Raw genomic sequence first — 17685 nt, 5'->3', positions numbered from 1 at the left:
TTTTAACTTTGCACGAAATTTTTTTTGGATGATTTGTACTGTAGAGAAAAAGGAGATTGAAGACATTAACCCAACAAATATTTTACCTCAAACACCATACTGGGGGCGGCTTAAAGACCAACAGGGATTTATTCCTAATGGATTTGAAGTCACTATTTCTAAAGACCTTTTAGGAACTTCAGAGAGTGATTTGGCAAAAGCACAAGACGATTTGTTGGTGCTTATAAAATATATAACTCCAGATTTCTGTTACGCATACGTACCTTACGGTCCAAAAATAGAACCTACTTTCGAAAATCAAGGGTTGTTTTTAGAAGAGCTTTCGGAAACTATAAAACCTCATCTTCCCGAAAACTGTATGTTTATCCGTTATGATTTGATTTGGGAAAACCAATGGGCTACGGAAGACGAGTATTTTGATGCGGAAGGAAATTGGAACGGTCCGCCGCAAACTAGGATTCAAGAGTTTAGAGTGAATTACAAAACTTCTGAATGGAATTTACGTAAAAGTCCGAGTGATATATTACCAAAGAATACTTTCTTTTTAGACTTAAAACAGAAAGAAGAAGATCTCCTTTATAATATGCGCTACAACACGAGATATAATATCCGACAGGCAAATAAAAAGGGAATTGAAGTAAAGGAATATGGAGTAGAAAACATTAAAGATTGGTACAAACTTTATGTAGAAACTTCTCAGCGCCACCAAATGGGACTGCAAAGTGAAGCTTATTTTGAACGTATTTTAAACAATCAAGACAACCATAAGAATGGCGTTAATGTAAAAATGCTAATGGCAAGTCATGATGATAAATTCTTAGCTTCTATGTTTTTAGTATTATCTAATAAACGTGGAAACTATTTATACGGAGCTTCTTCTTCGGATAATAAACTAGCTAGTTATGCCCTCCAATGGGAATCTATAAAAACTGCCAAGCAATGGGGATGTACAGAATACGATATGTTTGGTTCTGCGCCAAACTTAAGTAAATCGCATCCATTGCGTGGAGTTCATGTTTATAAAAAGGGATTTGGAGGAGAATTATTCCATAGAATGGGATGCTGGGATTACCCATTTAATCAAAAGGAATACGATTTATTCCGACTCCAAGAAGCTAGTAATTAATTATTAGCACATATATAATTACCACACAGAGCTTTTCTCTAATACGCTAAGGAACTTTTTTACAGCTTATTCGTGTATATAATCTTGTTGGGGGTTGATATTTTCTTTAACTTGTATAAGTTATCCAAACCGCTAGAAAACATGAAAACGCTATTTGAAAAACTGAAACTAGAACACCAAAAGGAGATTCTTATTATTAATGAGCCTGATGGATTTGCTGAACAGTTGGCAGCACTGGTAGATATTGAGATCTATCAATCGCTTATTCAAGTAAATAAGATGGAATTTGCTTTAGTTTTTGTTTCTACTATTAAAGAATTAGAGAACCAAGTGCATACACTTCATCCAAAATTAAAAGGAGATGTTGTTTTATGGGTTGCGCATCCTCGGAAAAAATCGGAGACACTCACCACAGATATTACAGATGATTACGATTGGCATCCTTTATTGAATCACCGTTATGAGGCAGTAAAAAATGTAAAGATAAATAACGATTGGGAAGCAATACGCTTTAGAAGATCAGAATATCATAAGATGTCTTAATCGTAAAAATAATAACAAGCCCAAATCTAAACACTTAAATTAGATACTCAATTTAAACCAATCGATGAAAAATATTATCTCCATTGCCATACTCTTGCTTGTTATGGCTTCTTGTAAAAATAAAGAGGTTCCTAAGGAAGTTATGGTTACTAAAACTCCTATAGATTCTATTTTTAAAGCATATTATGAAGAAAGTCTTAAGCTATATCCGCTAAATGCAACGTATGCTGGAGATAATCGCTATAATAATTACTTGCCTAACGATATTAGCTCTTCCTTTAAGAAAAAGGAAAAGGAATTTTATTCTAAATATAAAAGTGAGCTACTAAATTATACCAAAGACTCTTTAAGTAAGGAGCAAAAAATGAGTTATGATGTACTTATGTGGGAGTGTAATATCAATATCGATAAATTACAATATCCTACAGAGCTAACACCTATAAATCAGTTTTCTTCATTACCGCAAACTATTGGGCAGCTTGCTGGAGGAACAAGTGCACAGCCTTTTAAGACAGTTGAAGATTATAAAAATTGGTTGCAGCGTTTGGATGATTATGTAGTTTGGTGTGATACTGCCGTTGTAAACATGAAAAAGGGAATGAAATTAGGCTATGTATTACCAAAAACACTCACGGTAAAAGTAATTCCGCAAATGGAGAGTTTTAGTTCTGGAGACCCAAAGGAACACCTATTTTATACGCCTATTAAAAATATACCTTCTTCTTTTACTGCTGCTGAAAGAGATACCCTCGCTACTTTATATGAATCAATGATTGCAAATAAAATCATCCCGACTTATAAAAAGCTCGAAGATTTCTTTAAAAGCACATACCTAGATGCGAGCAGAGAAACATCTGGGATTAAAGAAGTACAAAGAGGAAATGCTTATTACGGGCATCAGATACAAACTTATACCACAACAACTTTAGAGGCAGATTCTATTCATAAATTAGGACTTTCTGAAGTTGCTAGGATTGAAAAGGAAATGAAGAAAGTTATGGAAACCGTTGGCTTTGACGGCGATTTAAAATCTTTTTTCAATGCGGTAAGAACAGAAAGAGCATTAATGCCTTTTGATTCTCCTGAAGAGGTAATTGAGAACTTCAATGAGATTCATAAAAAGATGAAGCCGCAGTTAGCCAAACTCTTTGACCTCACTCCAAAAACAGCTTTTGAAGTTAGAAGAACGGAAGCCTTTAGAGAGGCATCTGCTAGTGCAGAATACAACCCTGGTTCTTTAGACGGAACACGACCTGGAATTTTCTACGTTCCAATTCCTAATGTAAAGCAATACAATGTATATGCCGACGAGGATTTATTTTTACATGAAGCAATTCCTGGGCACCACTATCAGATTTCTTTACAACAAGAAAATGATAAGTTACCTAGTTTTAGGAAAACACTTTGGTATAGTGCGTATGGTGAAGGTTGGGCGCTATATTCAGAATCATTAGGAAAAGAGTTAGGTTTGTATAACGATCCGTATCAATACTTCGGAATGTTAAGTGCAGAAATGCATCGTGCTATTCGTTTGGTTGTAGACACTGGAATCCATACAAAAGGATGGACACGAGAGGAAGCAATTGAATATTCTTTGGCACATGAGGCAGAATCCGAAGAAAGTATAATCTCAGAAATAGAGCGTTATATGGCTTGGCCTGGGCAAGCATTATCTTATAAAATAGGGCAACTTAAAATAATAGCTCTTAGAGATAAAGCTAAAAGAATGCTAGGCGATCAATACGATGTAAAGATATTTCATAATATAGTTTTAGAGTCGGGATGTATCCCTTTAAAACTACTAGAAGAAAAAGTAAACACTTGGATTTTTAAAAATAAAAAGAATGAGTAATTGGCACTATTATCTAATGGCTGTGTTATACATCATAGCTGGAATATTACATTTTATAAGTCCGAGGAAGTATCTCTCGATTATGCCGCCCTATATTCCATATAAGAAAGAGATGGTATATTTAAGTGGTGTAGCAGAAATTCTGTTTGGAGTATTGCTCTTTACAACATTAAAAGACTATGCTATTTGGGGGATTATACTAATGTTAATTGCTTTTATCCCTGTGCATATTTATATGCTTAAAGAGAAGAAGTTTGAGAAAGTAGCCCCAAGGTGGGTGTTAATAATACGTGTTCCGTTACAATTTGCGTTTATGTTTTGGGCGTATTCTTATTTATAGAAACAAAAAAAAGGGAGCTCTAACAACTCCCTTTTCGAACTTTAAAATCTAATTATAAGATTACAAGCTAACTGTTTTGTAAAATGTATTTCCTTTTCTAGTAACTTCAAATCTGTAGGATTTCTTTTCTACATTTGTGAAGTCAAATCTTTTTCCTAAGCTCTTTTCTCCCTTTAATATTTCTTCGTGCAATAATTCGTTTGTAGACTCATCGTATACTTTTACGAATACTGGAGATTTATCTATACTTAGCATGTTAACGCTTACTATTCCGTTATCATTTCTAAAGTATGGTTTATAAATAACCTCCTCGTTTTCTCTATCTACAAGTGTATTATCATCTGTAAAAATAACTGGTACTTTTTCTATTTTAATGTCATTCTCTACGATAAAATAGTACTTTCCTGTTGGAAGTCCTTTAAAGTTGTATCTCTTTACGTTCTCTGGTAAATCTTTAAAGTTATAGTTATATAAAACTTCTCCTTTAGCATCTACGAATGAAATTGCTATTGGTTGATCTTTGTGGTCTACGAACAAATCAACAGTTCTATTATCTCCTTTTTTTACTGACAGGTAAAAATCGTTGGCTCTTGCCATTCCTAAAGTTGCAATACTTAGTAATACAACTAGCATACTGTTTCTTAATGTGTTTTTCATATCAAGCAATTTTTAAATGGTTATACATTTATTTTAACTACATTACAAATGTAAGACGGATACTACAGTTAAAATACATCAGGATTTTCTAGTTTATGCACTATTTTACCACAAGTAGCATGTTAACACTTTCTTAATGATAAAATAGCACATATTTGTGGTAATATTTTGTATATTTGCCTCTTTAACAACATCTACCTTTATATAATAAATTACTACTGCTATGAGTATTAAAAAACCTGCATTAGAAGTCATTAATCCTACATTTGGTAGTTCTTTTTCTTTCATAAAGTTTGATGAGAACGAGAATCAGAATGCATTATATTGGCATTACCACCCAGAGATAGAATTGGTATATGTAAAGGGTGGATCAGGGAAAAGGCAGATTGGGAGTCATATTTCTTATTATACAGACGGAGATCTTATATTAATAGGAACGAATCTCCCACACTGTGGATTTACAGATAAACATACTGGAAATGAAAATGAGGTTGTTATACAAATGCTTCCTGATTTTCTGGGGGAAGAATTAATGTCTAAACCAGAAATGAACAATATTACCTTACTATTTAAAAGGTGTAAAGGTGGATTAGCATTTACAGGACAGACTAAAGAGGTGATTGGTGAAAGAATAGAGGCATTAGAGAAATTAAATAATTTTGAACGTTTACTAGGGTTCCTTTCTATTTTAAATGAATTACAATTATCTGAAGATTATCAAATATTAAATGCTGAAGGATATTCTTTACAAGCTGATGTTCAAGATAATGACAGGATAAATATTGTTTTTAATTATGTGAAGAAAAATTTCCAGCAACAAATAACACTCCAAGAGATAGCAGATATTTCTGGTATGACAGTTCCTTCTTTTTGTAGATATTTTAAACAGATAACTGGAAAGACATTTACAAATTTTGTAAATGAATATAGATTGGTTCATGCCTCTAAGTTATTAGCTGAAAAACCTATTGGAATTACAGAGATTTGTTTTGAAAGCGGATTTAATAATTTTTCATACTTCAATAAATCTTTTAAAAAGTTTACTGGTAAAACACCTTCTCAATATAGAAACGAACTAAAAACAGTTCTTGAAAATTAATCTATAACTGATTTGCGTTAAGGATTGAGCAATTTGTTTGAGCTCTTTACTATTAATCTCAAAAAGCAAAAGGTTTGCTCCTCAAATTATTGGATATGTATTTTTAATAAAATCTCTAAGCAGTAAAAGCGAGTTGAGAAAGCCTGACCGAAAGGGAACGCCATAAAAAAAGCCACATTCATAGGGGTGAATGTGGCTTTTCAAACTAACCAACTTAAAAAATAATCAAACTAACCTTTATATCATATCTACTATTTACTTACTTATTATATGTTCTTGAATTTATATTTTGAATAACTATTACTCTTTAAAATAAAAAGAGTCGCACAGGTTATGGGTCTGAGGGAATGTGCGACTCTTATGAATTAACCAATCAAAAAAATCTATCCTGCATATTTATCTGCAGGGATGATGAAAATAATTACATCATTAATTATGAAAACTATTTTAAAGAACGTGTTATTTATCTTCTTAATTACACTACAAAGTTACAACCCTAATAAAGCTTTTAACTTGTAAAAAACAATACAAAAATTTCCTTTTTAGAATTCGTTAACCTTTAATTACTAACCAATTGTATAAACACAAAAAAGCCACATTCTTAGGGAGGAATGTGGCTTTTCTAAACTAACCAACTTAAAAAATAATCAAACAAATCTTTATATCATATCTACTATTTACTTACTTATTGTATGTTCTTGAATTTATATTTTGAATAACTATTACACTTTAAAAATAAAAGAGTCGCACAAGTTTTGGGTTTGAGGGGAAGTGCGACCCTTTCGAATTAACCAATCAAAAAAATCTAACCTGCCTATATTTGCAGGCATGATGAAAATACTTACATCATTATTTATGAAACCTATTTTAAAGAACGTATTATTTATCTTCTTAATTACACTACAAAGTTACAACCCTACTAAAGCTTTTAACTTGTAAAAAACAATACAAAAATTTCATTTTTAGAGTTCATTAACTTTTATAGCTAACTCATTATTACGGATATACAAAAAGCCACATCCATAGGGTGAATGTGGCTTTTCAAACTAACCAACTTAAAAAATAATCAAACTAACGTTTATACTATAAATAGTAATAAATGTTATGAGAACTATTTTAGTGCGAGACAAAGTTATAACAGCTTTATCTTCTGTAACTTGTAAAAACTACCATAAATTTTTCTATTTTTGATTTAATTAACTGATTTTAAATATTTAGCATCGAATATGAGTAGTTTTCATGAAGGCTTCCTTATAGTTAAAGAAGATATAGCACTTAAGAAGGTCTCTAATTATAGACATAATTATTTTCAGATTATCTATATTAGAGCTGGAGAGGGTGTGTGTACTATTAATGACATCGATGTGACCTACAAAGTGGGAAGCATTTTCTTAACTGCTCCCGAGGATAGTTTTACTATAAAACCTACCGAAAAGACAAGTTATACTGCATTACAATTTACAGAAATTCTATTCTCTAATAAATCTAGTCTTCCTGATAGGAAATACTGGTTAGAAAGGATTGAACATATCTTACATAATCCTAATATTATGCCTGGAGATTGTATTTCTAGTCCCGAAGACAGAAAGAGGCTTTGGAGAATTCATGATTTTATAGTGGAAGAATATGAAAATAAAAATGAATTCTATTGGAGTATTATTACCAATGGGATTACTACTTCTATTAGTATTATAGCTCGAAGCATTATAAAAAAATACAATCCAAATAAGGATATTACTCCTTCGGTAGATCTAAAAAAATCTGATCAGATTTTGGCATACATCCGTACGAATGTTTACGACCCTGAACTTATTAAAATAGAAAATTTGGCTACTAAGTTCAATATGTCTCAAGCTAATATTGTGAGTTTATTTAAAAAAGAAACTGGGGAAAGTATCCGTCAATATGTTATTAACTATAAATTGATGCTTGTAAAATATCGTCTTAGAAATACCAATTATACTATCTCCGAAATAAGTTATGAATTAGGTTTTACTGATGAAAGTCACCTTACAAAATCTTTTAAAAGTAGATTTCATAAAACTCCAAAGCAGTACCGCCTAGATTTAATAAATGAATAGATTAGAAAATATCATTTAATACTTTAGCCAATCGCAATCCCCCTTTTTCTAATTGGGCTCTTACTGTATCAAAATTATCATACATATAATTATAACCTAGCTTCTCCCCTACTTCCACAGAACCGTAGACTTTAATAGCTAATTGTTGCGATTCTTTAACCCAATCTAAAAGAGTGCCGTCTGTTATAGCTTCTTGTTGAGCCTTAGAGTAAACAGGAAGATTATTTGCTAGCTCACTATAACTCATTCCGTAAGAATCTATCATATCGCTATCCCAAACTCTATGCAAATTACTTCCATCGCCAAACCAACGTACCTGAATGTCATTTCCACCTTTATCTTCTCCTCTTCCAACATGCATCGGTTGATGTAAGTCTCCAATAAAGTGAATTAAGAGCTTCAGATAAAAAACTTTGTCTTCTTGAGTGGCGTTGTCGTCTTTTATAACACTAATACATTTCTCAATCCCCATTACTATATCCCCATTTTCGCTAGGAGTAACATCTTTATAATCTTTATCAAAAGGGAAATTAACATAGTGCCAAGGGCTAAAACCTCTAAATCTTTTATCAGATTTAATATCATCTGCATAAGTAGCAACAATGGCTAGACTCTGCCCTCCTAACAACTTTTCTATCTTACGTTTAGTGCTGTTTTTTATGTGCTGCTGCGCAACTTCACCAACTACTCGGTGTCCAGTTTTACCCCAATATGGAGTATTTGCAAAAGATTGTTGAAAAAAAAGTATTGCTAGAATAAATATAAAACGCATGGTTATAAATTTTTGACAAAAATAAAACTCTTACCTTTAAGTAGATGTTAAATCTATGAATAGATTTATAATCTAACATCCATTATTAATATTCCTAACACTTTAGTACCTTTACAAATGGAAGTTAGCGTATATAATACGTTACGTTCTTCCCCAAAAAAAACACAAGCTTATCTACTTAAATGCTAAATGAATTAAACATGTTTAAACCAACACTAACAAACAATAAGTGATGAGATTAAAATATACCGTATTTTTTTCGGTAGTAGTTTGCTTCTTTAACTTTGGTTTTTCGCAAATCCCAGAGAATATAAAGAAAGAAGTTCAATATAGAGTTAATAATAAAATTAATCCTTCTATTGCGATTGGATTAGTTGATTCTACGGGAACTCATTATTATATTCAAGGCTATAAAGATGTTTCTAAAAAGTTAAAAGCAGATGAGAATACACTATACGAAATAGGCTCCATAACCAAAACATATACTGGACTCCTATTAGCAAAATATACCATAGAAGATACTTTGACTCTTGAGGATCCTGTGAATAATTTCCTCCCTGACTCTATTAACCTTACTGATAAAAAAGGTGTAGAAGTAACCTTAAAAAATCTATCTACTCACAGTAGTGGATTACCAAGGCTTCCAGGGAATATGGATCTATCAAATCAACTGAATCCTTATGCTTCTTATTCTCGAAACGATATGTTTTCGTTTTTAAGTCATTACATTCCTAGAAGTGTTGGTAAGAATTTCGAATATTCTAACCTTGGAGTAGGGTTATTAGGTGAAATACTATCTATCCACAAAAAAGAACCTTATAAAGAGCTATTAAAAAAAGAAGTCTTAGCTCCTTTAGGACTTAAAAATACTTATTTTACAGTTCCAGATCTTCAGCAAGAAAATTTCTCAAAAGGATATATTGTAGATCAAGAAGTTCCGCATTGGAATTTTAAAGCTATAGCTGCAGCTGGAGGTTTACGTGCTAATATTAAGGATTTGGTTAAATACGGTAAAACTTATTTAAATCCTGAAAATCCATTATCAGAAGCTCAAAAAGTAGCTACTACACTACAATTTACAGATAAAGAAATGCAAAAGCATGGCCTTGGCTGGTTTATAAACAATAACAATGTGCTATTTCATGGTGGCGGTACAGGTGGCTTTAGAACATTTATAGCCGTTGATCAAAAAAATAAAAGAGTAATTGCTGTAATGACGAACTCTGGTTCTAGTCCTGCTGAAGATATTGCTGAATATTTGATAGATCCAAAAAATAACTCTTTAGATTTTGCTAAAGAGAGTGTTGAAATTACTCCTGAAGAACTTATAAAATACGAAGGGAATTTTATAAACGATGGCCTAGGTCTAACTTATGATTTTCAAGTGGATGAAAAAGGACTTCTTAAAGCAAAACTTTCTGGGCAACCAGAATTTCCTATTTTCTATCAAGGAGATTTTACATTCTCATATAAAGTAGTAAAAGCTAAGATTGTATTTGAACATGATGAGAATGATACAGTTGTTGGGCTTACCCTCTTCCAAAACGGACAAGAAATACCATTTATAAAAACAACCCCTTAAACCACAAGGATGTATAAAATTATTTTTACTGATATCGATGGAACCTTATTAGGTCCACAAAGAGAGCTTACGCCTTTTACCATAGAACAAATGCTTAAAGTAAAAGATAAGATGCCACTAATTATGGTGTCTTCAAGAATGCCTAAGCAAATGCATCATTTACAAGAAGAGCTAGATATTATCGATAATCCTTTAATTGCCTTTAATGGAGCTTATGTTATTAAAGACAACGAAGTTATAAGTTCTACAGAAATTCCAGTTTCTATTATAGACCAACTCGTAGAATTAAATGAAAATGCTGGAGAAGATAGCATTCATATCAGTCTATTTAATGCTAACGATTGGTATGTAGATTGTATGGATTATTGGGCTCAAAGAGAGCAGAGAACTACAAAAACTACTCCAGAAGTTAAAACAAATAGAGAGGTGGTTTCTCTTTGGAAGAAAGAAAATAAAGGAGCTCATAAAATTATGTGCATGGGTAAAAAACCACATATTGATAAGGTTTATGCCTTCTTGGAAGCTAATTTTAGTGATTCCATTCACCTCTACCGATCTAAAGATACCTACATTGAAATTGCAAGCAAAGAAGTTTCTAAACTTACAGGGATTAATGCTATGCTAGCGTGTTGCTACCCTGGTATAGAACTAGAAAATGCAATTGCTTTTGGAGATAATTATAATGATGTCGAAATGATTGGCGCTGTTGGCCTTGGTGTTGCTGTTGAAAATGCTCGCGATGAAGTAAAGCAAGTTGCAAAAGCCATTACTACACATCATAAAGAAGATGGTGTAGCCAAATATTTACAGAAACTTTTTAAATAATGTAACATTTAAGCAAAAAAGAAGTCTTATACACAAATTTATAAATGAAATATATGAAGAAGTTAGTCTTTACAATTTTTGCTGCGACCATCGTAGCCTGTACGCCTAAAGTAAACGACTTAGTTACCAGTGCACCTATTAAAGCATCTGTAGACCTTGTTAATGTTACTAATGACAAAGTGCATGTATCGCTAGACCCAGGACGTTTTACTACTGAAACAATTAATTTTTACATTCCAAAAACGGTTCCAGGAACGTATAGCAATAATAATTACGGTCAGTTTCTAGAGAATGTTACTGCCTATGACTACGACAATAATAAAATGGAAATTTCTAGTGTTGACACCAATACTTGGAAGATTACAAATGCTACTGATCTAGATAGAATTGAATACGATGTAAACGATTCTTTTGATACAGAAACAGAAGTTGATGAGGCTGTATTTTCTCCAGCAGGAACAAATATAGAGGCTAACAAAAACTTCTTCCTTAACTTACATATGTTTGTTGGTTATTTTTCTGATCTTCAAGAAAGACCATACGAACTTACATTCACACATCCTTCAGGGTTTGAAGCTTCAACATCTTTACAAAAAGTGGCTTCTAAAAATGAAAAAGTAGATACAGATACTTTTATCGCTAATCGTTATTTTGAAGTTACCGATAACCCTATTATGTACTCAAGACCAGATTCAGAAACTTTCTCTGTAAATGATATTGAGGTAACACTTTCTATATACTCTCCAAATAAAGTGTATTCTGCAGCCAGCATAAAAATGGAAATGGAGAAAATGATGAAAGCTCAAAAGACTTTCCTAGGAGATATAAATTCTACAAAAAAATACCATATTCTTCTATTTTTAGGAGCTATGGGAGAGGGTGATCCTACAGGGTTCGGAGCTTTAGAGCATCATACAAGTACAACGGTTGTATTGCCAGAAACGATGCCAAAAGAAGCTTTAGTAGAAACTATGACAGATGTAGTTTCTCACGAGTTTTTCCATATTGTAACTCCACTTACAGTCCATTCAGAAGAGATTCAATATTTTGATTACAACGATCCTAAAATGTCAGAACACCTTTGGATGTATGAAGGAGTTACAGAATACTTTGCAAATTTATTCCAGATAAATCAAGGGCTTATCGATGAGCAAGCTTTTTATGATAGAATTGCTGGAAAAGTTCAAAACTCAAAAAAATACAACGATGCACTTTCTTTCACCAAAATGAGTAAGAATGTTTTGGTAGAACCTTATAAAGATGATTACGGTAATGTATATGAAAAAGGTGCTCTTATAGGGATGTGCGTAGATATTATTATCCGTGAACAAAGCAATGGTGAGAAAGGAATTTTATGGCTAATGAAAGAACTTTCTAAAGAATATGGAGAAGACAAACCTTTTAAAGATGATGAGCTTTTCGATAAAATCATAGCGCTTACTTACCCAGAAGTTGGAGATTTCTTTACCACTTATGTAATTGGAGACACGCCTATTAATTATGAAGATTTCTTAGGTAAAGTTGGATTGTCTTTTACTTCTGAAATGACTCCTACTGGTTTCTTTTTAGACGGACAAACTCCATATGTAGATGTAAACCCTAAAAACAATGAGATTTTCGTAAGAAATACAACTTTAAATTCTTCGATGATTGCTCTTGGACTTCAAGCTGATGATGTTATAAAGTCTGTAAACGGAAAAGAGTTTACTATAGAAGCAATTCGCGATGTTATTATAGGTTCTATGTCTTGGCAACCAGATACAGAAGTTACTTTGGTAATCGATAGAGACGGTGAAGAAAAAACGCTTAAAGGAAAAGTTGGAACGCCAACTGTAGAGAGTAAAAAGCTTTCTGAAATGGAAACTACAAATTCCACACAAGATAAATTACGAGAAGCATGGCTTAAAGGCTAAACAATAGCTTTTCAATTTATTAATGAACCCGCAAAGAATTATATTTTTTGCGGGTTCATTTTTTATAAAATCAAACTTTTCATCCTTTAAAAAACAATTATCCATAAGTCGCTTTAGGTGTATTAAAAAAATATTTCAAATTAGAAACGTCCTGTTACCCCAATAAAATCAACACATTCTACATATTTATTATTTTTTTCAAAATTTCTTGTAACATTTTTTCTAGTAGCTACGTATAATACCCGTATACCCAATTCATTCATTTAAAACAATCAGGAGAGAATAGATGAGACAGCTCAAAATTACGAAGCAGGTAACCAACAGAGAAACCGCTTCCCTGGATAAGTATCTTCAAGAAATTGGTAAGGTAGATCTAATTACAGCAGATGAAGAAGTAGAATTAGCACAACGTATCAAGGCGGGAGACCAAATAGCCTTAGAAAAACTTACAAAAGCTAATTTACGTTTCGTTGTATCTGTTGCAAAGCAATACCAGAATCAAGGATTAACTTTACCCGATTTAATCAACGAAGGGAACTTAGGCCTTATTAAAGCTGCACAACGTTTTGATGAAACGCGTGGTTTTAAATTTATTTCTTATGCTGTATGGTGGATTCGTCAATCTATCCTACAAGCATTAGCAGAACAATCTCGTATTGTTAGATTACCATTAAATAAAATTGGTTCTATCAATAAGATTAATAAAACCTTTGCTTTCCTTGAGCAGGCGCACGAACGTGTTCCTTCTGCTGAAGAGATTGCAAAAGAATTAGATATGTCTATTAATGACGTAAAAGAATCCATGAAAAACTCTGGTCGCCATGTATCTATGGACGCACCTTTAGTAGAAGGAGAGGATTCTAATTTATATGACGTATTACGTAGTGGAGAATCTCCAAACCCAGATAGAGAACTTTTACACGAATCGCTTCGTACCGAGATCGAAAGAGCTTTAGAAACGCTTACCCCTCGTGAGGCTGATGTTATTAGACTTTATTTCGGATTGGCAGATCAACATCCTATGACTTTGGAAGAAATTGGAGAAACATTTGATCTTACAAGAGAGCGTGTTCGCCAAATTAAAGAAAAGGCTATCAGAAGATTAAAACATACTTCTAGAAGTAAAATCCTAAAAACCTATTTAGGTTAATCATATTACCTTATTTTTTTGTAATTTTAAGTTTCGACTATAAAGCTTACAAAGATATATACGGCAACAACAGTTTATCATAAACTGTTCGTTTTTTGATTGATGAATAAACTCCGGCTGATTACCGGAGTTTTTTAATTTATGGTGAATATAAAATCCTTTCAAAACCCTTATTTAACTATGAGTTTAGTAAATAAACTGAAAGGATCACCACACTTTAAACAACACTTTTTAATGAAAAAAAAGTTTAGCACTGGAATTTATAAAGGTGGATTTAAAGGCAAATGGTCTGATCTTGACAAGTCAGAAAAAAATAAAGCCTTAAAAAAACAATGGTATTTGCGTTGGTCATTTCGTAACCCAGAAACTGGAAAGATGGAAAGACAATATAACATATATGGAGGTGTAAATGAGTATCATTCTTATAAAGAAAGAATTGAGTTTTTAAAAACATTAGAACGCAATTTAATAGAGCTTTTAAACACTGGATTTAATCCTTATAATGACATTAAAAACAGCGTAGTATCCGTTCCCTCAAGTTTTGAAGCAATAGAAAACGCTTTAGAAATAAAAAAACTACACATGAAGCATGATAGCTTTATTAGATTTAAAAGCGATATAGGTAAATTCAAAAATTATCTTAAGGCAAATGGTTTTGATCGTAGATTTATAACCTCTATAAACAAAAAAACCGTTACAGACTTTTTAAACGAGGTTCTTAAGGACGTGAGTAATAGAAGTAGAAATAATTATAAGACATCAATTAGCACACTATGGCAATCAATGGAAGATAACGGAGTTATTGAAAAAAACTTTGTTAAATCAATTCCAATGCTTAAATCTAAGCCACAAAGAAATAAAACATATTCAGATAAGCAGGCTGAGGAGTTGTTCGATTATATGGCTAAAAACTATCCAAATATGCTATTGTTTATAAAATTTGTAAGTTATAATTTTTTACGACCTATTGAAGTATGCAGGCTAACTGCACAGTCTATAAATATTAAAGATAAAACACTGTCTGTTATGGTTAAACAAGGTCAATTTAAAACTAAAATAATTCCAGATATACTTATAAACGACCTCCCTGGCCTTAGCGGTAAAGAAGGGTGTTTATTCACTAAAGACGGATTGTTTGGATATTGGAATGCTTCTGACAACTCAAAAAGGGGACATTTCTCTCGAAAGTTTAAAGAAATAAAAGATCACTTCGGACTTGGTGAAGATTATGGAATCTATTCATTTCGACATTATTATACTACTAAATTATATAGAAAATTACGTGAAACACTTTCGCCTTATGAGGCAAAAAGCAGACTCATGCTTATTAGTGGTCATGAGTCTATGGATGCCCTTGAAAAATACTTAAGGTCTATTGATGCAGAACTTCCAGAAGATTATTCTAAACTTCTGGAATAACTTTTTAAACAACTGAAACCCCTTGATTTTCAAGGGGTTTATTTTTTGGGGGAAAATAAAGGGGAAAAAATGACTATTTTAGCTTTTTAATAGGAACTATTTTTTTTATCCATACAATTTCATTTTCTGGATCATCGTAATTGTTAATTTCATTCCAATCGTCACAAAGAAGCTGTATGCATGTATATTCTTTTTCTTGACCAGTGATAAAATAATATACTTTAGATTTTCCAAAACTAATACCATCGCTAAGCTTTTTAGTTATAGTTTCCATTTCAAGACCAAACTCCTTATTTATATACTTTGCATGATGTTGATCTACAAAACCTAAAGAGGATATAAATTCCCATCTTATGTCCTCTGGAGATAATAAATTTTTCATTTTTTTAAATATTTCTTAAATCCCTATTAAGTTCATAAGTCAGAAAATAATAAAAGAAAGTTGCTCTCATTGGTTTAGATAGTTCTCTATTGCCGGACATAACCAAACTTAAACTAGATTTATCAATAGCTAGTTGTTTTATTAAATCCTTTCTTTTAATTCCAAATTCATTCATTTTTGACTCAACCCACTTTAAATCTATGTCGTCAACATTTAAAGCATAAACTACTGGAATTATTTTTTTATCTGGAAAAACCTCACGAGCTCTATCGTGCAGCTGCTTATTATTAAGTATGTATCCATTTATTAAACGAGATTGAGTTATTTTAATCGTTTTATCATCGATTGCCTCAATATCTATACCTGCAGCAGCATAGCTTGAAATGCTTTTATTTTGTGATTTCATAGTATTATATTTAATTATTTTAACTCCATAGCTTTTTGGCTACATCTAACTTTTTAGTTATCTCATTAACTTCTTTTTTAGCGTAAGTTAAGGAATAAGAGTGATCTCGTTCTATGGTTCCGTTTTTCATTCCCTCATGTCTTTGTTTAGCTTTCTCAAGTAAATACTCATAATATTCTAAACTCTCTGGCATTGATAAATTAATATCGTTCGATTTACTTTCCCAATAAGTCGCTCTATTGATGTAATTTTCAGCCTTTTCTCTCTCTTCGAAGCTTTTACGCATTTTACTGTCATATTTTTCAAAAAGCTTTCTATGTCTTTTTTCGCTATGATGACCTATTTTAATAGGCTCACCTAACTTCATAAACTCCAATTCGCTTTTTGTCGCCCTAGAATCATAAGCTTCATTACTTCTGCTTTCGGCATTAGCAGCGTAACTTTTAAGTTTTTCAGCTCTTTTAATAGCTCTCTCTTTTGCGTCAAATCCGTCTAATCTAGTTATAGAATAGTAGTAACTACCATCTTTGTCTCTACCAACTAAATTATGTATTACACTTTCGTTTTCCTTTCCGTATCTAGTGGTTAGTGTTATAACCTCACCCTTTTCGTGTGATTCTGGACATTTAGCAACAAAAACATTTGGACAATATTTTTTATATGTATTCATAGTATGGTGTTTTTTAAAAGTTGAAAAAATAAGCAAGGGCGGGGAGATTATCTCCCCTATTTAATTTCTATTTCTCTAAGGTTTGTTAAGTCAAAAATTGCGAGTTGTTTGTTTTTTTTAGCAAACTCAATCGCTTTTTCTAATTCTGAATTTTTAAATTTTTTTACTGAATCGTAGTAAAAAAATCCGTTTTTGCTATTAAACCAACCTCCAATTATTTTTTCGTGGCTTAATGCATGGTTAATTACTTTTTCTAAGGCCTTTTTGCCAAAGCTGTTTTGCGTTTCGTAGTATGCTACTACAATTCCAAATTTTACAGCTTTCATTGTTTCAATATTTATAGTGAAACCGTTAGGATTGTTTTTTGAGTGATCCAAAACTCTATCAATTAATTGTTTCATTTTTACAACTTTATTTGTTAATCATTATTTCAAAGAACCCTTGCTTGTTATTACTGATGTAAATATACAAAATAGTTTGCGTAAAGCAAACTATTTATGATTTATTCGATGAAATGCATGATATTTATGTGAGGTTAAATATTTTTGTACCGACATGCCATACAACTACAATTATATACACGAAGATCTTTATCCAAATGAGGAATTTCATTTGCAAAGAATAGAAGCTTTTGAGTTTGCTTTTGATTTTTATATAGTCCCAGAAATCAATCCAGCTACATTTGTAGATTTAAAAATTGAATACAACCCAAGCAATTTAAAGTTCAGATTAATTGGCGATAATTCTTTTACTCATCGAATAAATAGGTGCATGGAATTGAATAGGGAGTTTTATAAAAACTTTATAGATGTAAATTACGAAGTGAAGGCTAATTATGGAGGCTTTATTTAATTTCAGTTGTCAAGTA

At 32.0% G+C, this 17685-nt stretch carries 18 protein-coding genes; 12 read left to right on the top strand and 6 right to left on the bottom strand.

Features of this window, described 5'->3' with window-relative positions:
- Positions 1 to 28: 28 nt before the first annotated feature.
- The 4 genes from ACN0TY_RS11830 (at position 29) to ACN0TY_RS11815 (ending at position 3861) form a co-directional block, all read left to right on the top strand.
- A complete protein-coding gene (locus ACN0TY_RS11830; RefSeq protein ID WP_417444672.1) occupies positions 29 to 1126 on the top strand; it encodes a lipid II:glycine glycyltransferase FemX in 1098 nt (365 codons plus the stop codon).
- A 141-nt stretch (positions 1127 to 1267) separates the two neighbouring features.
- Entirely contained in the window at positions 1268 to 1669 is a 402-nt protein-coding gene (locus ACN0TY_RS11825) for a hypothetical protein (RefSeq protein WP_236959953.1), read from the top strand.
- Positions 1670 to 1733: 64 nt separating this feature from the next.
- Positions 1734 to 3521 (top strand): DUF885 domain-containing protein, encoded by a 1788-nt coding sequence (locus tag ACN0TY_RS11820; RefSeq protein WP_417444671.1) that lies wholly within the window; start codon positions 1734 to 1736, stop codon positions 3519 to 3521.
- The gene (locus ACN0TY_RS11815; protein WP_417444670.1) at positions 3514 to 3861 is read left to right on the top strand and encodes a MauE/DoxX family redox-associated membrane protein; all 348 of its coding nucleotides are present in this window, start codon (positions 3514 to 3516) and stop codon (positions 3859 to 3861) included. Before ACN0TY_RS11820 ends, ACN0TY_RS11815 begins: the two co-directional genes overlap by 8 nt.
- Positions 3862 to 3921: 60 nt before the next feature.
- Here ACN0TY_RS11815 and ACN0TY_RS11810 read toward each other — a convergent pair whose 3' ends face one another.
- Complete coding sequence (locus ACN0TY_RS11810) at positions 3922 to 4518, bottom strand: DUF3244 domain-containing protein (protein WP_236959956.1); 597 nt, start codon at positions 4516 to 4518, stop codon at positions 3922 to 3924.
- Between the two features lie 223 nt (positions 4519 to 4741).
- On the opposite strand from ACN0TY_RS11810, the gene ACN0TY_RS11805 reads away from it, so the two are divergent.
- Entirely contained in the window at positions 4742 to 5617 is an 876-nt protein-coding gene (locus tag ACN0TY_RS11805; protein WP_417444669.1) for an AraC family transcriptional regulator, read from the top strand.
- Positions 5618 to 6843: 1226 nt separating this feature from the next.
- The gene (locus ACN0TY_RS11800) at positions 6844 to 7698 is read left to right on the top strand and encodes an AraC family transcriptional regulator (protein ID WP_417444668.1); all 855 of its coding nucleotides are present in this window, start codon (positions 6844 to 6846) and stop codon (positions 7696 to 7698) included.
- A 1-nt stretch (position 7699) separates the two neighbouring features.
- Here ACN0TY_RS11800 and ACN0TY_RS11795 read toward each other — a convergent pair whose 3' ends face one another.
- Complete coding sequence (locus ACN0TY_RS11795) at positions 7700 to 8470, bottom strand: S1/P1 nuclease (protein ID WP_417444667.1); 771 nt, start codon at positions 8468 to 8470, stop codon at positions 7700 to 7702.
- Between the two features lie 232 nt (positions 8471 to 8702).
- Here ACN0TY_RS11795 and ACN0TY_RS11790 point away from each other — a divergent pair, with 232 nt between their 5' ends.
- The 5 genes from ACN0TY_RS11790 to ACN0TY_RS11770 all read left to right on the top strand — a co-directional run bounded on the left by ACN0TY_RS11790 (position 8703) and on the right by ACN0TY_RS11770 (position 15359).
- Positions 8703 to 10052, top strand: a complete 1350-nt coding sequence (locus ACN0TY_RS11790; protein ID WP_417444666.1) for a serine hydrolase domain-containing protein — start codon at positions 8703 to 8705, stop codon at positions 10050 to 10052.
- A 9-nt stretch (positions 10053 to 10061) separates the two neighbouring features.
- Complete coding sequence (locus tag ACN0TY_RS11785; protein ID WP_236959961.1) at positions 10062 to 10877, top strand: HAD family hydrolase; 816 nt, start codon at positions 10062 to 10064, stop codon at positions 10875 to 10877.
- A 53-nt stretch (positions 10878 to 10930) separates the two neighbouring features.
- Entirely contained in the window at positions 10931 to 12790 is a 1860-nt protein-coding gene (locus tag ACN0TY_RS11780; RefSeq protein WP_417444665.1) for a peptidase M61, read from the top strand.
- Between the two features lie 286 nt (positions 12791 to 13076).
- A complete protein-coding gene (locus ACN0TY_RS11775; protein WP_236959963.1) occupies positions 13077 to 13940 on the top strand; it encodes a sigma-70 family RNA polymerase sigma factor in 864 nt (287 codons plus the stop codon).
- A 234-nt stretch (positions 13941 to 14174) separates the two neighbouring features.
- The gene (locus ACN0TY_RS11770) at positions 14175 to 15359 is read left to right on the top strand and encodes a tyrosine-type recombinase/integrase (protein ID WP_417444664.1); all 1185 of its coding nucleotides are present in this window, start codon (positions 14175 to 14177) and stop codon (positions 15357 to 15359) included.
- Between the two features lie 73 nt (positions 15360 to 15432).
- Here the strand turns inward: ACN0TY_RS11770 and ACN0TY_RS11765 are convergent, their stop codons facing one another.
- From ACN0TY_RS11765 to ACN0TY_RS11750, 4 genes are read right to left on the bottom strand one after another with little or no spacing between them, the layout of a single operon-like run.
- Positions 15433 to 15741, bottom strand: coding sequence for a hypothetical protein (locus tag ACN0TY_RS11765; RefSeq protein ID WP_417444663.1), 309 nt, complete (start codon positions 15739 to 15741; stop codon positions 15433 to 15435).
- Between the two features lie 4 nt (positions 15742 to 15745).
- Positions 15746 to 16147, bottom strand: a complete 402-nt coding sequence (locus ACN0TY_RS11760; RefSeq protein WP_417444662.1) for a hypothetical protein — start codon at positions 16145 to 16147, stop codon at positions 15746 to 15748.
- A 19-nt stretch (positions 16148 to 16166) separates the two neighbouring features.
- Complete coding sequence (locus ACN0TY_RS11755) at positions 16167 to 16817, bottom strand: DUF3560 domain-containing protein (protein WP_417444661.1); 651 nt, start codon at positions 16815 to 16817, stop codon at positions 16167 to 16169.
- A gap of 56 nt (positions 16818 to 16873) precedes the next feature.
- On the bottom strand, positions 16874 to 17218 hold the full coding sequence (locus tag ACN0TY_RS11750) for a hypothetical protein (RefSeq protein ID WP_417444660.1): 345 nt from the start codon (positions 17216 to 17218) through the stop codon (positions 16874 to 16876).
- A 154-nt stretch (positions 17219 to 17372) separates the two neighbouring features.
- Between ACN0TY_RS11750 and ACN0TY_RS11745 the strand changes: the two genes are divergently transcribed.
- The gene (locus ACN0TY_RS11745) at positions 17373 to 17669 is read left to right on the top strand and encodes a hypothetical protein (RefSeq protein ID WP_417444659.1); all 297 of its coding nucleotides are present in this window, start codon (positions 17373 to 17375) and stop codon (positions 17667 to 17669) included.
- Positions 17670 to 17685 lie beyond the last annotated feature (16 nt).

Origin of the sequence: Joostella sp. (assembly GCF_048266025.1) — a bacterium.
GTDB lineage: Bacteria > Bacteroidota > Bacteroidia > Flavobacteriales > Flavobacteriaceae > Galbibacter > Galbibacter atrarenae.
Note: the sequence above shows the minus strand (reverse complement) of the source record. Positions and strands in the feature narration are given on the sequence as shown.

What these genes read in the sequence shown, in the direction of transcription:
- ACN0TY_RS11780 (WP_417444665.1), top strand. Translation starts at nt 10,931, where the DNA reads ATGAAGAAGTTAGTCTTTACAATTTTTGCTGCGACCATCGTAGCCTGT.
- ACN0TY_RS11770 (WP_417444664.1), top strand. Translation starts at nt 14,175, where the DNA reads ATGAAAAAAAAGTTTAGCACTGGAATTTATAAAGGTGGATTTAAAGGC.
- ACN0TY_RS11745 (WP_417444659.1), top strand. Translation starts at nt 17,373, where the DNA reads ATGCCATACAACTACAATTATATACACGAAGATCTTTATCCAAATGAG.
- ACN0TY_RS11800 (WP_417444668.1), top strand. Translation starts at nt 6,844, where the DNA reads ATGAGTAGTTTTCATGAAGGCTTCCTTATAGTTAAAGAAGATATAGCA.
- ACN0TY_RS11795 (WP_417444667.1), bottom strand. Translation starts at nt 8,470, where the DNA reads ATGCGTTTTATATTTATTCTAGCAATACTTTTTTTTCAACAATCTTTT.
- ACN0TY_RS11750 (WP_417444660.1), bottom strand. Translation starts at nt 17,218, where the DNA reads ATGAAACAATTAATTGATAGAGTTTTGGATCACTCAAAAAACAATCCT.
- ACN0TY_RS11775 (WP_236959963.1), top strand. Translation starts at nt 13,077, where the DNA reads ATGAGACAGCTCAAAATTACGAAGCAGGTAACCAACAGAGAAACCGCT.
- ACN0TY_RS11805 (WP_417444669.1), top strand. Translation starts at nt 4,742, where the DNA reads ATGAGTATTAAAAAACCTGCATTAGAAGTCATTAATCCTACATTTGGT.
- ACN0TY_RS11790 (WP_417444666.1), top strand. Translation starts at nt 8,703, where the DNA reads ATGAGATTAAAATATACCGTATTTTTTTCGGTAGTAGTTTGCTTCTTT.
- ACN0TY_RS11815 (WP_417444670.1), top strand. Translation starts at nt 3,514, where the DNA reads ATGAGTAATTGGCACTATTATCTAATGGCTGTGTTATACATCATAGCT.
- ACN0TY_RS11765 (WP_417444663.1), bottom strand. Translation starts at nt 15,741, where the DNA reads ATGAAAAATTTATTATCTCCAGAGGACATAAGATGGGAATTTATATCC.
- ACN0TY_RS11755 (WP_417444661.1), bottom strand. Translation starts at nt 16,817, where the DNA reads ATGAATACATATAAAAAATATTGTCCAAATGTTTTTGTTGCTAAATGT.
- ACN0TY_RS11810 (WP_236959956.1), bottom strand. Translation starts at nt 4,518, where the DNA reads ATGAAAAACACATTAAGAAACAGTATGCTAGTTGTATTACTAAGTATT.
- ACN0TY_RS11760 (WP_417444662.1), bottom strand. Translation starts at nt 16,147, where the DNA reads ATGAAATCACAAAATAAAAGCATTTCAAGCTATGCTGCTGCAGGTATA.
- ACN0TY_RS11825 (WP_236959953.1), top strand. Translation starts at nt 1,268, where the DNA reads ATGAAAACGCTATTTGAAAAACTGAAACTAGAACACCAAAAGGAGATT.
- ACN0TY_RS11785 (WP_236959961.1), top strand. Translation starts at nt 10,062, where the DNA reads ATGTATAAAATTATTTTTACTGATATCGATGGAACCTTATTAGGTCCA.
- ACN0TY_RS11820 (WP_417444671.1), top strand. Translation starts at nt 1,734, where the DNA reads ATGAAAAATATTATCTCCATTGCCATACTCTTGCTTGTTATGGCTTCT.
- ACN0TY_RS11830 (WP_417444672.1), top strand. Translation starts at nt 29, where the DNA reads ATGATTTGTACTGTAGAGAAAAAGGAGATTGAAGACATTAACCCAACA.